Source organism: Methylobacterium sp. J-048 (assembly GCF_022829515.1).
In the GTDB taxonomy this organism is placed as follows: domain Bacteria; phylum Pseudomonadota; class Alphaproteobacteria; order Rhizobiales; family Beijerinckiaceae; genus Methylobacterium.
The window spans coordinates 1-12,732 of sequence record NZ_JAKSYL010000295.1 but is presented as its reverse complement, the minus strand read 5'-3'; the positions used below and the strand labels follow the sequence as shown (position 1 = coordinate 12,732).

General features: G+C 67.8%; 21 protein-coding genes. 13 read left to right on the top strand and 8 right to left on the bottom strand.

Annotated features, from left to right (window positions below; genetic code table 11):
• Positions 1-416: 416 nt before the first annotated feature.
• Complete coding sequence (gene thrS, locus MKL09_RS30320) at positions 417-2,444, top strand: threonine--tRNA ligase (RefSeq protein WP_244025662.1); 2,028 nt, start codon at positions 417-419, stop codon at positions 2,442-2,444.
• Positions 2,445-2,787: 343 nt separating this feature from the next.
• A complete protein-coding gene (locus MKL09_RS32165) occupies positions 2,788-3,795 on the top strand; it encodes a sensor domain-containing diguanylate cyclase (protein ID WP_279606208.1) in 1,008 nt (335 codons plus the stop codon).
• Positions 3,796-3,811: 16 nt separating this feature from the next.
• On the opposite strand, the gene MKL09_RS30305 is transcribed toward MKL09_RS32165, so the two are convergent.
• From MKL09_RS30305 to MKL09_RS30285, 5 genes are all read right to left on the bottom strand, one after another.
• Positions 3,812-4,240 carry a hypothetical protein gene (locus MKL09_RS30305; RefSeq protein ID WP_244025661.1) on the bottom strand — a complete coding sequence of 143 codons (429 nt, stop codon included), beginning with the start codon at positions 4,238-4,240 and terminating at the stop codon, positions 3,812-3,814.
• Between the two features lie 150 nt (positions 4,241-4,390).
• Positions 4,391-4,624 carry a DUF6894 family protein gene (locus MKL09_RS30300; protein WP_244025660.1) on the bottom strand — a complete coding sequence of 78 codons (234 nt, stop codon included), beginning with the start codon at positions 4,622-4,624 and terminating at the stop codon, positions 4,391-4,393.
• A 134-nt stretch (positions 4,625-4,758) separates the two neighbouring features.
• Positions 4,759-5,013: a hypothetical protein gene (locus MKL09_RS30295; protein ID WP_007566121.1), complete on the bottom strand. Its 255-nt coding sequence runs from the start codon at positions 5,011-5,013 to the stop codon at positions 4,759-4,761.
• A gap of 108 nt (positions 5,014-5,121) precedes the next feature.
• Entirely contained in the window at positions 5,122-5,307 is a 186-nt protein-coding gene (locus MKL09_RS30290; RefSeq protein WP_244025659.1) for a hypothetical protein, read from the bottom strand.
• Between the two features lie 34 nt (positions 5,308-5,341).
• Entirely contained in the window at positions 5,342-5,542 is a 201-nt protein-coding gene (locus MKL09_RS30285) for a hypothetical protein (protein ID WP_409567018.1), read from the bottom strand.
• A 675-nt stretch (positions 5,543-6,217) separates the two neighbouring features.
• Here MKL09_RS30285 and MKL09_RS30280 point away from each other — a divergent pair.
• The 5 genes from MKL09_RS30280 to MKL09_RS30260 all read left to right on the top strand — a co-directional run bounded on the left by MKL09_RS30280 (position 6,218) and on the right by MKL09_RS30260 (position 8,664).
• On the top strand, positions 6,218-6,685 hold the full coding sequence (locus MKL09_RS30280) for a MucR family transcriptional regulator (protein ID WP_244025657.1): 468 nt from the start codon (positions 6,218-6,220) through the stop codon (positions 6,683-6,685).
• A gap of 287 nt (positions 6,686-6,972) precedes the next feature.
• Complete coding sequence (locus MKL09_RS30275) at positions 6,973-7,248, top strand: hypothetical protein (RefSeq protein WP_409567019.1); 276 nt, start codon at positions 6,973-6,975, stop codon at positions 7,246-7,248.
• A gap of 227 nt (positions 7,249-7,475) precedes the next feature.
• Complete coding sequence (locus tag MKL09_RS30270) at positions 7,476-7,838, top strand: hypothetical protein (protein WP_244025656.1); 363 nt, start codon at positions 7,476-7,478, stop codon at positions 7,836-7,838.
• A 242-nt stretch (positions 7,839-8,080) separates the two neighbouring features.
• On the top strand, positions 8,081-8,263 hold the full coding sequence (locus tag MKL09_RS30265) for a hypothetical protein (RefSeq protein WP_243940776.1): 183 nt from the start codon (positions 8,081-8,083) through the stop codon (positions 8,261-8,263).
• A gap of 101 nt (positions 8,264-8,364) precedes the next feature.
• Positions 8,365-8,664: a PilZ domain-containing protein gene (locus MKL09_RS30260; RefSeq protein ID WP_244025655.1), complete on the top strand. Its 300-nt coding sequence runs from the start codon at positions 8,365-8,367 to the stop codon at positions 8,662-8,664.
• Between the two features lie 15 nt (positions 8,665-8,679).
• Here MKL09_RS30260 and MKL09_RS30255 read toward each other — a convergent pair whose 3' ends face one another.
• On the bottom strand, positions 8,680-9,069 hold the full coding sequence (locus MKL09_RS30255; protein WP_244025654.1) for a heme utilization protein: 390 nt from the start codon (positions 9,067-9,069) through the stop codon (positions 8,680-8,682).
• A gap of 380 nt (positions 9,070-9,449) precedes the next feature.
• Between MKL09_RS30255 and MKL09_RS30250 the strand changes: the two genes are divergently transcribed.
• Both MKL09_RS30250 and MKL09_RS30245 read left to right on the top strand, forming a co-directional pair.
• The gene (locus MKL09_RS30250) at positions 9,450-9,698 is read left to right on the top strand and encodes a hypothetical protein (RefSeq protein ID WP_244025653.1); all 249 of its coding nucleotides are present in this window, start codon (positions 9,450-9,452) and stop codon (positions 9,696-9,698) included.
• Between the two features lie 78 nt (positions 9,699-9,776).
• Positions 9,777-10,082, top strand: coding sequence for a hypothetical protein (locus MKL09_RS30245; protein ID WP_244025652.1), 306 nt, complete (start codon positions 9,777-9,779; stop codon positions 10,080-10,082).
• Positions 10,083-10,161: 79 nt separating this feature from the next.
• On the opposite strand, the gene MKL09_RS30240 is transcribed toward MKL09_RS30245, so the two are convergent.
• The gene (locus MKL09_RS30240) at positions 10,162-10,356 is read right to left on the bottom strand and encodes a hypothetical protein (RefSeq protein ID WP_244025651.1); all 195 of its coding nucleotides are present in this window, start codon (positions 10,354-10,356) and stop codon (positions 10,162-10,164) included.
• A 147-nt stretch (positions 10,357-10,503) separates the two neighbouring features.
• On the opposite strand from MKL09_RS30240, the gene MKL09_RS30235 reads away from it, so the two are divergent.
• The 3 genes from MKL09_RS30235 to MKL09_RS30225 all read left to right on the top strand — a co-directional run bounded on the left by MKL09_RS30235 (position 10,504) and on the right by MKL09_RS30225 (position 11,701).
• Complete coding sequence (locus MKL09_RS30235; protein ID WP_244025650.1) at positions 10,504-10,779, top strand: hypothetical protein; 276 nt, start codon at positions 10,504-10,506, stop codon at positions 10,777-10,779.
• Positions 10,780-10,882: 103 nt separating this feature from the next.
• Positions 10,883-11,359, top strand: coding sequence for a phasin (locus tag MKL09_RS30230; RefSeq protein ID WP_244025649.1), 477 nt, complete (start codon positions 10,883-10,885; stop codon positions 11,357-11,359).
• Positions 11,360-11,425: 66 nt separating this feature from the next.
• Positions 11,426-11,701 (top strand): hypothetical protein, encoded by a 276-nt coding sequence (locus MKL09_RS30225; RefSeq protein ID WP_244025648.1) that lies wholly within the window; start codon positions 11,426-11,428, stop codon positions 11,699-11,701.
• A 65-nt stretch (positions 11,702-11,766) separates the two neighbouring features.
• On the opposite strand, the gene MKL09_RS30220 is transcribed toward MKL09_RS30225, so the two are convergent.
• A complete protein-coding gene (locus MKL09_RS30220) occupies positions 11,767-12,021 on the bottom strand; it encodes a hypothetical protein (protein ID WP_244025647.1) in 255 nt (84 codons plus the stop codon).
• A gap of 477 nt (positions 12,022-12,498) precedes the next feature.
• On the opposite strand from MKL09_RS30220, the gene MKL09_RS30215 reads away from it, so the two are divergent.
• Positions 12,499-12,726 carry a hypothetical protein gene (locus MKL09_RS30215; protein ID WP_244025646.1) on the top strand — a complete coding sequence of 76 codons (228 nt, stop codon included), beginning with the start codon at positions 12,499-12,501 and terminating at the stop codon, positions 12,724-12,726.
• The last annotated feature ends 6 nt before the right edge of the window (positions 12,727-12,732 follow it).

The window sequence follows — 12,732 nt, the reverse complement described above, 5'->3', positions numbered from 1 at the left end:
GCAAGACATCGCGACGAGAAAGACGGCACCGGCCGGGGACCATGCCCGGTCGATGCCGCGGGCCGCCGCGGGGACCGGATCCCGCGCGTATTTGGCCGACACCTGGGTCCCCGCGGCGTCCCGCGTCCCTCGTGCTGGGTTTCTTGGGCCATGCCCCCGGCGCCGAAGGCGGGTGGGGACGATGACGCGTGTCAGGAGGCGGCCTGCAAACTTCGCGTTGAACAGGATCTTCAAACTTCGGCGGCTGGTAGATCCAGCCGGCGCGGTAGAACAGGATCGATCGATCCGGGGGCACACGCCCTGCGCCGTTCCCTCGCCAAAGAAAAAAAATCGGTCTACACGGCCGCTCCCCGATCACGGACCCTGACGACGCTTACCTGCCCCGTATGCAGGACTGAGCCTGGAGAGCCTGAACCATGCCGATTCTCACCTTCCCCGACGGCAACACGCGGGAGGTCGCCGCCGGCACCACCGGCCGCAGCGTGGTCGAGGGCATCGCCAAGTCGCTGGCCAAGCGCACCGTCGCCATGGCCCTCGACGGCACAGTCGCCGACCTCGACGATCCGATCGCCCAGAATGCCCGCATCGAGTTCCTGGACCGGACCGACCCGCGCAGCCTGGAGCTGATCCGGCACGATTGCGCGCACGTGCTCGCCGAGGCCGTCCAGTCGCTGTGGCCGGACACGCAGGTCACGATCGGCCCGGTGATCGAGAACGGTTTTTATTACGATTTCTATCGCGAGACCCCGTTCACGCCGGACGATTTCCCGGCCATCGAGGCGAAGATGCGCGAAATTATTTCGCGCGATGCGCCATTTACGAAAGAAATCTGGACGCGCGAGGACGTGCGCGCGCTCTTCGAAGGCAAGCAGGAAAAATTCAAGGTCGAGCTGGTCGACGCGATCCCGCCGGGCGAGGACCTCAAGATCTACCGGCAGGGGGACTGGTTCGACCTGTGCCGCGGGCCGCACATGACCTCGACCGCCAAGGTCGGGACCGCCTTCAAGCTGATGAAGGTCGCGGGCGCCTATTGGCGGGGTGATTCGAACAACCCGATGCTGACTCGGATCTACGGCACGGCCTGGGCCGCCCAGGCCGACCTCGACGCCTACCTGCACCGGCTGGAGGAGGCGGAGCGCCGGGACCACCGGCGGCTCGGCCGGGAGATGGACCTGTTCCACTTCCAGGAGGAGGGGCCGGGCGTCGTCTTCTGGCACGCCAAGGGCTGGACGATCTTCCAGGAGCTGATCGCCTATATGCGCCGGCGGCTCCGGGGCGACTACGCCGAGGTCAACGCCCCGCAGATCCTCGACAAGGCCCTGTGGGAGACCTCGGGCCACTGGGGCTGGTACCGGGAGAACATGTTCGCGGCGCAAAGCGCGGGCGACGAGGCCGAGGACAAGCGCTGGTTCGCCCTCAAGCCGATGAACTGTCCGGGCCACGTGCAGATTTTCAAGCACGGGTTGAAATCCTACCGGGACCTGCCCCTGCGGCTGGCCGAGTTCGGCGTGGTCCACCGCTACGAACCGTCCGGCGCCATGCACGGGCTGATGCGCGTGCGCGGCTTCACCCAGGACGACGCCCACGTCTTCTGCACCGAGGATCAGCTCGCCGACGAGTGCCTGAAGATCAACGACCTGATCCTCTCGACCTACGCGGATTTCGGCTTCGACCAGATCGTCGTGAAGCTCTCGACGCGGCCGGAGAAGCGCGTCGGCTCGGACGCGCTCTGGGACCACGCCGAGGACGTGATGACCCGGGTGCTGACGCAGATCGAGGCGCAATCGGCCGGGCGGATCCGCACCGAGGTAAACCCGGGGGAGGGCGCGTTCTACGGGCCCAAATTCGAGTATGTCCTGCGCGACGCCATCGGCCGCGACTGGCAATGCGGCACCACGCAGGTGGATTTCAACCTGCCCGAGCGGTTCGGCGCCTTCTACATCGACGCCGACGGCACAAGGAAGCCGCCCGTGATGGTGCACCGGGCGATCTGCGGCTCGATGGAGCGCTTCACCGGCATCCTGATCGAGCATTTCGCCGGGCATTTCCCGCTCTGGCTGTCCCCGGTCCAGGTGGTGGTGGCCACGATCACCGGCGAGGCCGATTCCTACGCCCATGAGGTGGTGCGCGCCCTGGACCGCGCCGGCCTGCGGGTCGAGGCGGATCTGCGCAACGAGAAGATCAACTACAAGGTCCGGGAGCACTCGCTCGCCAAGGTGCCGGTGCTGCTGGCGCTGGGCCGCCGCGAGGCCGAGGAGCGCACGGTCTCGATCCGCCGGCTCGGCAGCCAGCAGACCCGCACCTTGCCGCTCGCGGAGGCGGTGGCGGCCTTCGTCGACGAGGCGACCGCCCCGGATCGGCGCCGGGCGCAAGCCGTGGCCGATACGGTTCCGACCAGCGACACGGTGCTCGACGGGCATCACGGCGTTCACGAGACGCCGTGAGCTTTCGGGGGCGCCGAGCGCCGTCTCGCCAAGAGGAGGCGGCGCGAAAACAAGTCCTCGTCGATCCCCGCGGCGGCCGGCCGCGGGGATCTGCTTGGGCCGGCATAAGCCTGTGCTGTCGGACTTGGCAACTCTAGGTGACCGATCTTGATCTGCGGCCGGCCTGATGTCTCGGGTCCGGCAGAGCGATTGAGGAGATTGTGGGGTCCGTTCTCGCCAAACGACGTTTCGTCAAGGTAGGCGAAAGGAATCCCATTCTAAGACGCCCCGGAAGCAGTCTTCGGCGGGGCGCCGGCCATCCGGCGGGAGCCCGGATCCCGCCGGGCGCTTGAAGGGGGTCGCCATGACGGCGCGAGCGGGCAGGGGTTCGACGCGGCTGGAGCGCCGTGAGCGGGAGCCGATCGTCGGTCCCCGGGGCTACGGATTCCGTCGGGATCGCCGGCTCGGGGACCGGATCGTCCGGGCTCTGGACAGCCTGCCGCACGGCTTCTGCCTGTTCGATGCCGGCGATTGCCTGCTGTTCGCCAATGACGGCTACCGGCGCATGTTCGGCCAGACGGCCGGGCAGCCGAGGCCCGGCCTGCACGCCCGCGCCCTGATCGCGCTCAACGCCGCCCAGGGCCTCAAGGCCGAGCGGGACCCGGCGCAGATCTGGGCGGAGCGCCAGCTTGTCCTGGCCGGGCGCGAGCCCGCCACCGTGCTGCAGACGCTCTCGGACGGACGCCAGATCGCGCTCACGCTGCAGCCGCAGACGGACGGCGGCTGGGTCGCCCTCTACGAGGACGCGACCGAGCGCCGGCGGGCGGAGGCGCTGCTGCGGCACATGGCGCACCACGACTCGCTGACCGGCCTGCCCAACCGCTACCTGTTCGAGGCCCGGCTCGACCGGGCCGCGGCCGAACCGGACGGGCGGGGCTGCGCTCTGCTGTGCATTGACCTCGACGGCTTCAAGCCGGTGAACGATCTCTACGGCCACGCCGCCGGCGACGCGCTGCTGCGGCAGATGGCCGAGCGGCTCCAGGACGGCCTCGGCGACCGCGACACCGCCGCCCGCCTCGGCGGCGACGAGTTCGCCCTGCTGCTCGCCGACGCCTCCGCGGAGGCCGTGCTCGACCGGGCGCAAAGCCTCCATCGGCGGCTCACAGAACCCTACGCGATCGGCGTCGGCCGGCCGGTCCTGGTCGGGGCCGCCATCGGCATCGCCTGCGCGCCGCCGCACGCCTCCGAGGCGCGGACCCTCGTCGAGCGGGCCGACGCGGCGATGTACCAGGCTAAGCGGCTCGGCCATCCCTGCCTGTGGAGCGACGCGCTGCGCCCGGGCCGCGCGCCGGCCGCCGAAGCGGTCTCCTGACGGCGGGCGGCCCGGCTCACCGGGCCTTGTCGTGCTCCGCGAGACCGACCGCCTTGTAATCGTAGGTCGGGTAGAACTCGGTGCGGTACGCGCCCCAGGCGGTATCCTCCAGGACCCGGTTGATCTCGCGGATCCAGGTGGCGGGCAGCCTCAGGGTGATGATCTGCCCGATGCCCATGACGACGGTCCAGGAGACGACCTCGATCCCCGCCGGCGGAAACGCCTTGTAGAAGCCCTGCTTGGCGAGTTGCGCGTTCAGCTCGGCGAGCGGGCGCGACTGGTCGTGCCGCAGGAAGACCGTGAGCAGGATGGCGTTGTCCGGCGTCGCGGTGGCCGAGCCCGCCTGCGGCGGCGGCGTGGTCTGGGCTGTCGCCGGCCAGACGGAGCCAGCCAGAAGGATGAGCGCCGCCAGGGCCGACCCGGTCGCGACCGTCGAGCGTCTCATGCCGTCTCCTCGCTTAAAGCATCATCCCGAAAGGTGGTCGCCGGCTTTCGGGAAAAGATGATGCGAAACCAAAGACCTGGCGAACCGGCGCGACACCAACGCATGCGGGGCCGCTCCCGTCGCAGTGCGGTCGCTCGACGGCCCTGGCTTTCAACCAGGCTCGACATCGTACGACAGACGCAGCCGCAGGCGGACGGCGCCCTGCTCGTCCCGGACCGCGATCACGTAATCCTGCCGCACCTGCGGGTCGGAGAGCCCCTGCGCAATGCGGGTCATCATGCGGACCGCCTGCGCCTGCGCGGCGGCGAGATCGGGCAGATCGAAGCCCTTATGATCGCGAACCAGGTTCGCACCATCGTGGAGATCGATGAAATATCGGGGCACGGATACTGGCTCTGGGCGCGCAATCGCTCACGAGCATGGTGCTACGTTGTTTCTACGTAGTGTCCAGAGGGTGGCCAATGCATTTCCCTCGTACCGTTATCCCCCCGGAGCGATCCGGCCCAAGGTGGCCGGCGTCAACCGCCCTGGAGGCTCTCGGCGAAGTCTTCCGGCACTTCGCCGAACTGGCCCAGGATGGTCACGCCCTCGAGTTCACCGGTCTCGTCGTCGGCGACCACCTTCAGGGCGGCCGCACCCGGCATGCGCCCGGCCAGGGCCTCGGCCTTCTTGAGGGCGCCGAACTCGCTCTGGGCGGGCTCCTGCCGGGCCGGCCTCAGCCGCTTCCGGTGCAGCTCGAACGGCTGCACCACGAATGTCGTCTTCATCGCCATCCACTTCCTTTGAAGCACGCGGCGCGGTTGCGATAGAGCGACGACGACCGAATCGGCGGCAGGCTTCCGGAATACGGATCCTGTCGCAAGGGCCGGAGACCGGACCCGTCACAGGCTGCGGGTCGTGACCCCAAGCGCCAGCAGCGCGTAGGCGCCGATGAAGAACCATTGCCGATGCGCCACCACACTCCGCCCGACCATGGGGATGCGCGTGTAGAGGCTGGCGACGGCCAGGCCGATGAGCACGGCCGAGACCAGGAAGGTGAGCAAGCGTGGGGCTGACAACGTGGGCATGCCCCATGCTCGCGCCGGGGCGGTTACCGGCGCGTTACCGGTCGAGCCCTGGGACCCGGGGGCGGTCCGGCGTCAGCGGGCCGGTCGAGCCCGGCAGCAGGCCGACCTGAGCCAGCCACAGGGCCATGATCGCCCCGGCGATCAAGGTGGCGAGCGAGGCCAGCCGGCCGGTCCAGCGCCGCGTGATGATCATGACGGCCAGCACGACCAGAAGCGCGAGGAGGAGAATGAGCATCAGCATGATCGCGCAATGCCACGGCTTCGCCCGCGCGTCACCGCGAGCGCGCCGGCCTTGGCAACACGATTCGCCCGAGGGTTGAGAGCCCTCGGGATCCTGATCACGCAAGGCGGGATTTCGGGGAGCGCGGGATCCGGATGCGCTCACCGATCACCACCTTGTAGGACCGGCTGTCCGGAGACACTGTCCCCTACCGTTTCACCAAGGTCGAGTTCGCGAGTCACAGGCGGAATAGAAGAATTCGTTGTCACAGCCTCCGTCTTTTTCGCCTCGGTGAAGACTGATTACAATTTGTCGCAGCCTTTCCGAAAACTGTCTTCAATCAAACAATCGCACCGTTCCATGAATAAAAGCGACGTCCCCACGAGGAAACGTGCGAGGTTCCTCTCAGTCCCGTCGGGGCGCCTCGGAACTCCGGCCGCACCGGCAACCCGTATGGTCCGAGCCCTCTGCAAGCGATTGACCGGGATGTAGAAACACTGGTGCAGTGGTTATCGAAACCTCTGCCTTGGCGGATAGTTCACCTGACGGTTGTGCCAGAATTTCCTAACCCGAAGCGTCAGCATGCGCAGCGATCATGACCGAAATGCACCCCGTTCTATGGTTTTGTAACTTGCATTCGGCTGAGAGAAGTAGCAAATCGCTTGGGAGGGGTACATCGGGAACCATGAAGTGACAGAAGAAACCATTGCGCACGCACCGGATTTGATCGGTCTGGCAGGCGACATCGTCGCGGCCTACGTGTCGAACAACCCTGTTCCGGCTGCCGAGCTGCCGGCCTTGATCGCCCGGGTCCACGGCGCGATCGCCGGCCTGACGTCCGGGACGGGCGCCGTCGCGGCCAGCCCGGTCGCGAGCGTAGCGGTCGACAAGCCGACCCCGGCGCAGATCCGCAAGTCGGTCCAGCAGGACGGAATCGTCAGCTTCCTCGACGGCAAGACCTACAAGACCTTGAAGCGGCACCTGACAGCCAACGGCCTCAGCCCGCAGAGCTACCGCGAGCGCTACGGCCTGCCGGCCGACTATCCGATGGTCGCGCCGAGCTATGCCGAGCAGCGCTCCGCCCTCGCCAAGGCGATCGGCCTGGGCCAGCCTGGCGCCATGGCCGAGCGCGAGCGCAAGGGCCGCAAGGCCGCTTGAACCCTCCGGACGCCTCCGGCGGCGGACGCCGCCAAGGTCGCTCCGCGCGCTGATGTTTCGGCGTGCACGCGCTCCGGATCCCTCATCCGTCGACCGCGTGCCGTCATCCCGTCTCCGGAACGCCGCGGTGGATGCCCGACCGCGCTGGCGCAAGGCCCCGACCGCAACAGTTGCTGTGCGGTCACACAGGCCGGCGACCTGCACCGACACGGACAAGCTGCCACACTCTGCACAAAGCTGATGCCCACGCCGGATCGCGAGAGTGGTTGGTGCGGGATCGAAGCATGATGAAGCGTGAGCAGACGAGGCCGGACACGGTCGTAGCGTTCCCGGCCCATATCGCGCCCACCGTGGCCGACGAGGACACCGCATCGGTGATCGCCGTGCTGCAGGACCAGCTGGCGCTCGCCCGCGAGGGACGGCTGCGCTCGGTGGCCGTCGTCTCGGTCTCGACGGACGGCGAAGCGATCGGCACGCAATGGTCGTGCAAGGGCGCCGACATCTCCAGCCTGATCGGCAAGTTGACAGTGCTGACGCACGACATGATGTCGGCCCGGAAGTGACCGGAGCGTGCCCTGGTGCGGGACGCGGGTCAGACGTAGCCGGCTTCGGAGGGCCGTGATGCGTTGACGGCGCCCGATCCGCGGCCAAGTTGCGGCGCGATCCGATGTCGCTTCGCGAAAACCTGTGCCGGGGCGGCATTCGAGACAGGCAACCCTGTCTCTGCGTTACGGACCGGCGCCAACTCGCGGGTCCGTCTCAAGCCCGCAGAGGAATGGAAGACTCGACCATGAGACGCGCCCTGCTCGCCGCCGCGCTGGCCGCGTCGACCCTGTCGTCCGGCCCAACGGCGGCGCAGGACGAGAAGCGGACCGAGACGATCGACGGGCTTGTGCGAATCGTCGGCGCCCAAGCCGGCATCGTCCTATATTGCCGCAGATTCTATACCGTGGACGACACGGTCTCCGAGGGCCTGTCCCGGACCGTCCGCAAGGCCCTCGACGCGGCCCTCGGCCATCGAAAGGCCGAGACCGCCATTGCCGAGGAGGGCCAGCGCGTCGCCAAGACCATCGCGGAGGTCGGGGCCGAGCAATGGTGCGCCGACCAGCGGGACATCCTCAACACCGACGGCGTCCGGGTCTTCATCGACTGACTCGCGTGGCCCCGTCCGACCACAGGCGTCGGAAACACGGACCTGCCCCCTACTGACGAGCTGTCCGGAAGGCGAGGGCAGAGCTCTGCTTCGTTCTGCAATGCAGAACAGATTATCTTCTTGTTCGTGTTCAGATCGTCTGTCATGTTTCGACGACGGACGAGCGAAAGCAGAACACGCCGGCTGCGATCGTCCGGACAAGAGCCCGAAGGGCCAGGAGACCGGCGTCGGAGGATCACGCCATGTCGACACCGATCACCATCGCCATCGCGCTCGTCGTGTTCGGCGCCGCGCTCACGATCTTCGCCTTCGCCCGGGCCCCGCGGTCGAACGACTTCGCCGGCTGGGACGTGATGTTCATGAGCGGAATCGGTGCGGTCGCGCTCGGCTTTCTGGCGACGCTGGTTGGGGTTGTCACCGGGTAGCGGGGCCTCTCGGCGCGGATGCCGACAATCCGACAGGTTTCCGGAACCTGTTTTGAACCCGGATCGCCGATCCTGCGCGCCTCAAGGTTCACGAGGCGGCGATGCTTAACCGACGGCGCGCTCCGCGCACGGTCCTGAACGAAACCGGCAGTATTTCGGTCGACGAGCATCGCAGCCTGCCTTGCATCGTCTACGATCGCTCCCTCGACGGCGTCCGCATCGCCCTGCCGGAAGCCGAGATCGTGCCGGACCGATTCGTCCTCAGCATCGATGCGAGCCGCGAGATTCTCATCTGCCGGGCGGTGTGGCGCAAGGCGGAGGAGATCGGGGCGGCCACGAACGAGCCGGAGACCGGGCGGGCAGGCCGTGCGAGCCTCCGCCGCGAGCCGGTACCGCTCTGAGGCTCTTGACGCCGTTCAGCTCGAGCGCCGGGCGTTCCAGCGGCCGCTGCACGTGATCGGGCCGCCGCTCGTCCGCCACGTGCCGGCGCCGGCGCCCTGGGTGTCGAGACTGCCTGCGATCGGCACCGTGTTGGAGCCGCTGATGATCGTGGCCTGAACGCTGCCGCTCGCCGAGACGCCGCCGTCGATGTCGACCTCGTCGCCCGGGATCGAGGCATCGCTGTCCTTGATCTGGACCTGGTAGCGGGTCTGCGCCGCGCAGGGTCCTTCCGACGTGGTGGCCACGATGGTCCAGGCCCCGTCGTACCGGTTCGGCACCTTCACCTTGCGGGTCCCCGCAAAGGCCGGAGACAGCACGCCGACGCACACGGTCGCGGCCAGGATCGGGACGAGGAAACGGCTCACGGGCAGTTCTCATGCTTGTGCAGCCAGGGCCGGCCACGTCGAGAGACAGAACCGCATAGCTGCCGAAACGGTTGCTGCGGCCCGGCGGCGCGGGGGCACCTTCGGACGCGACGACCGTTCTCTCCATGCCGGATCTGCTGATTGCAGGGTGCGGTACTGACGCGGGGACACGCCATGCCCGATCCGAGATCGCCCAGCGCGGACGACGCGCCCATCCCCGACTTGCCCCAGGGTTTGCCGACGCCGCCGAATACCGGCGCCATGCCGCCGCCGCGGCTCCCGCCCGCCCCGGAGGACGCCCCCACCCCGCCCCACCGGGAACCCGCACCGGATATCGACGACGTGCCGGGCCTTTGAACGCTGCGTGGGAGGCTCGATCGATGCGCTGGTGCTTGCGCTCGGCCGTCTGTCTCGGGCCGGTCCTGGCGGTCGCAGCCGCCGAGCCGCTCTCCATCGAGCGGCTCAGCGGCGATGGCTGGGAGATCGCCGGCTATACCGGCACCTTCGACAATCGATCCTCCCTGATCCTGTTTCGGCGGAAGGACACCAAGTACCTCGTGCAGTGCTCGATCCTGTACGACGTCACGCGCAACCCGCGCGTGATCACGAACTGCTACGAGCTGCATTGAACCGGTTCGCCGCCGCGCCGGCGTGAACTTCGTCGCCCTGCACCCGTTGCCGACCGACCTCAAACAACGGACGGCTCCATGACACGTACGACGATGCTGCTCTCGGGCGCGCTGACCCTCCTGCTGGCGGGCCCGGCCGCGGCGCAGGTGACCACCGGCGGTGCCGGCAATACCGGCGTGACCGCCCCGCCCACCACCGGCGGCGTCGGGGCCGGTACGGTGGGCAACGGCCCGAACGCTCAGATCACCACGGGCACGACGGCCAATCCGAGCAATTCCTCCGTCCCGGGCACGACACCGGGGGTGAATATCGGCGGCACCCCGACGAGCGGGCCGCCCGGGACCGGGGGCACCGCGGGCGGTCCGGCGCTCGGCAACCGCTAGAGCATCCTTCCGAAACGCGATCTACGATTTTCGGAGCGAACGGGTGCGGGAGCAAAGGCCACGCGCCCGTCGCCTCCGCTCACTCTCCCCAATCGATGTCCAGCGACCGCTCGAACGCCGCCGCGGACATCTCCTTGCCCTTGGGATTGGCCACCATGATCTCCCGGAAGCCGCGTCGGGCGAGTTCCCAGGTCTTCTCCATGGCCTGCTCGTCGGTCCCGCACGCGAAGGTCATGACGCGCCCAGACGGATCGATCCCCTTAACGGTGAACACGACGCTCTCCTCATTCTTCCGCCCGCATATAGCGCGGCGGATGTGATCCCGGCCACACGCCGACTGATGATCCGGGAGCCGCTGGGTTCACGCCGCGTAGCTCAGAGCACCGTCTCGAAAACTGGTTGCCGGTTTTCCGAGGCGGCGATGCGAATCAAAAACCGAAACCCGCATGCCGGATCCAGTCTTCAGGACGCGGGCCTCGAAACAGGGAAGTCTCGGATGATTGATTCGCGCGAACACGCAACCGTTCCGGAACGGCCCGCCCCCCCGGCCGATCCGGACCTGGAGATCGTGCCCACCGATACGGTGCCGGATGCGTCCAACGAGCCGTTGCCGATCCCGGGGGATGAACCTGAGGTCGGGCTGTCGCAGAAGGGGAGCGGAGAGGCCGCGATCGTCAGACGCGAGACCGAGATCTGACGGATCTGTCTATCCGTTACCCGTCGAACCCTAGACCTGATCGTTTGTGCGGTGCACAATAAATCTGGCCGCGGCCGGACGTGCGGCTGTCAGGAGACCAGTTATGGCGAACATTCCGAGCTTCGAGGTCCCCCCGCAGATGCGCGACCTGGCCGAGACCAGCGTCGAGCAGGCCCGCAAGGCGTTCGGGACTTTCATCGGTTCCGCCCGGCGCGCCGCCGACACGTTGCACGGCTCCACGGAGCTGGCCCGCACCAGCGCGCAGGACATCTATACCCGCAACCTCGACAACGCCGAGCAGAACGTCCGCGCAGCCTTCGATCTGGCGCAGAAGCTCGCGGCCGCCCGCTCGCTCCCGGAGGCGTTGCAACTCCAGGCCGAATACGTGCGTGAGCGCTTCGCCGCCATGCAGGCCCAGGCCAAGGAACTCGGCGGCCTTGCCCAGGGGGCGTTCCAGCAAGGGGCGGAGCGCGCACGCTCGGCCGTGCAGCAGGGTGTCGAAGACACGCAAAAGGCGGTGAAGCAGGGTCAGGACGCCGTCCAGCAGACCCAGCACGCCGCCGAGCAGCCATCGCACTAAGACCGCATGTGCGAAGCAACCTGATTCCGGGGGCTGCCCCCGGTCATGGGCCGGCGGTGTCGATGCGTGCCGCCGGTCATCCAGGATGTGGAGTTGCGGATGATGTACGGCGAGGTCGGCCGTCTGGCGGACGAAGCCTACCGGTTGAGCCTACGCCAGGCGGAGAACGCCGCGCTTCTCGCAGTCGCGGCGCAGTATGCCTGGCTGCAGTTGTGCCTCGACGGCTATCGCGCCGCGGGCGCCGCCGTGGGCGCCGAGCTGGAGCAGCAGGCGCGGACCCGGCGGCTGATCCAGCGCGGCGTCTCACCGCGTATCGCCGCCCAGGAACTGCATATCGTCTGACCGGCACCCCGCCGTGGGGAGTAGAGGCCCGGCGGGACAGGCTGCGTGACGCGGCCGTGATGCGCTCAGCGGGTCGCGTCGGCGGAGGCCTGGACCATCGGCCGCGCGACGGCCGCCACCGGGCTCGTGTCGGCGCGCGTGGCCGAGACCGGCTGGGGCGTGGTGATCAGGTCGCTCACCGGGCGGGTCTGCGTGGTGGCGCGGGCCAGCTCGCGATACAGCGGCGGCGTCAGGTGCAGGCGGTCATCCGCGGCGGCGGGACCCGTGATGATGGCGGCCGAGGTGAGCGCCGCCGACGCGAGGATGAGGATCGTGCGCATGGTGCGTCTCCGGTTCGATCGCGGTGTGCAATCGCTGGACGCATGAGACCATGAATTTGTGCGATGCGGCATGCTCATTGCGCATTGCAACATATAACCATGGCGGCAGGGTTATGCAGTTCTCACGGAGACGCCCGAGGGAAACACAGCTTCATCCGGACCCTGCGCTATGCATTCCGGACAAAGGAACTAAATTTCATCTGATGAACCCGCAAATATAATTGCGCTCGGCGGTGATTTAATTTTGATGTTACGACCGTCGACGCGGCTCGACGTTCGCCCCCTCGCCAGCGGCTGCGAGACCGCTGCCTCGAGGTGGATCAGCCCAGGCGCCTTGGATCAACGGAGGGTTGTCGTTCCGAACCGGTGTCGCAGCTGTTGGATCGTTCGCGACACGAATCGGCAACACGATCGCCAGCTCCACGTCACATAGGTCTGTTAGACAGAGTCAAATCTCCAATGTTTCGGAGCGCGACCATGACGCCCGCCGATCTCGACAAGCGTGCCGAGTTGACCGTTTGGCCAAGCCGCTCGCTCGGGCGGTCCGCGAAGGGACGTCCGTTTGCCACCCTGCGCGAGGCACTCGCCGCGGCAGCTGCGGCGATCGACGCCGAGGATGCGCAGCCCTGGATCATCACCGAGGCGGGCGATGTGCTCTCGCCGCGCTGGATCCGGGCGAACAGCCAGTCTCGCGCGTTGCAGTGATCTGAG

Bases quoted from the DNA above. Each gene is read 5' to 3' on its own strand.
- MKL09_RS30270 (WP_244025656.1), top strand. From the start codon at position 7,476: ATGAGACGCGCCCTGCTCGCCGCCGCGCTGGCCGCGTCGACCCTGTCG.
- MKL09_RS30215 (WP_244025646.1), top strand. From the start codon at position 12,499: ATGACGCCCGCCGATCTCGACAAGCGTGCCGAGTTGACCGTTTGGCCA.
- MKL09_RS30235 (WP_244025650.1), top strand. From the start codon at position 10,504: ATGCGAATCAAAAACCGAAACCCGCATGCCGGATCCAGTCTTCAGGAC.
- MKL09_RS30305 (WP_244025661.1), bottom strand. From the start codon at position 4,240: ATGAGACGCTCGACGGTCGCGACCGGGTCGGCCCTGGCGGCGCTCATC.
- thrS (WP_244025662.1), top strand. From the start codon at position 417: ATGCCGATTCTCACCTTCCCCGACGGCAACACGCGGGAGGTCGCCGCC.
- MKL09_RS30295 (WP_007566121.1), bottom strand. From the start codon at position 5,013: ATGGCGATGAAGACGACATTCGTGGTGCAGCCGTTCGAGCTGCACCGG.
- MKL09_RS30290 (WP_244025659.1), bottom strand. From the start codon at position 5,307: ATGCCCACGTTGTCAGCCCCACGCTTGCTCACCTTCCTGGTCTCGGCC.
- MKL09_RS30285 (WP_409567018.1), bottom strand. From the start codon at position 5,542: ATGCTCATTCTCCTCCTCGCGCTTCTGGTCGTGCTGGCCGTCATGATC.
- MKL09_RS30260 (WP_244025655.1), top strand. From the start codon at position 8,365: ATGCTTAACCGACGGCGCGCTCCGCGCACGGTCCTGAACGAAACCGGC.
- MKL09_RS30250 (WP_244025653.1), top strand. From the start codon at position 9,450: ATGCGCTGGTGCTTGCGCTCGGCCGTCTGTCTCGGGCCGGTCCTGGCG.
- MKL09_RS30245 (WP_244025652.1), top strand. From the start codon at position 9,777: ATGACACGTACGACGATGCTGCTCTCGGGCGCGCTGACCCTCCTGCTG.
- MKL09_RS30265 (WP_243940776.1), top strand. From the start codon at position 8,081: ATGTCGACACCGATCACCATCGCCATCGCGCTCGTCGTGTTCGGCGCC.
- MKL09_RS30275 (WP_409567019.1), top strand. From the start codon at position 6,973: ATGAAGCGTGAGCAGACGAGGCCGGACACGGTCGTAGCGTTCCCGGCC.
- MKL09_RS30220 (WP_244025647.1), bottom strand. From the start codon at position 12,021: ATGCGCACGATCCTCATCCTCGCGTCGGCGGCGCTCACCTCGGCCGCC.
- MKL09_RS30230 (WP_244025649.1), top strand. From the start codon at position 10,883: ATGGCGAACATTCCGAGCTTCGAGGTCCCCCCGCAGATGCGCGACCTG.
- MKL09_RS32165 (WP_279606208.1), top strand. From the start codon at position 2,788: ATGACGGCGCGAGCGGGCAGGGGTTCGACGCGGCTGGAGCGCCGTGAG.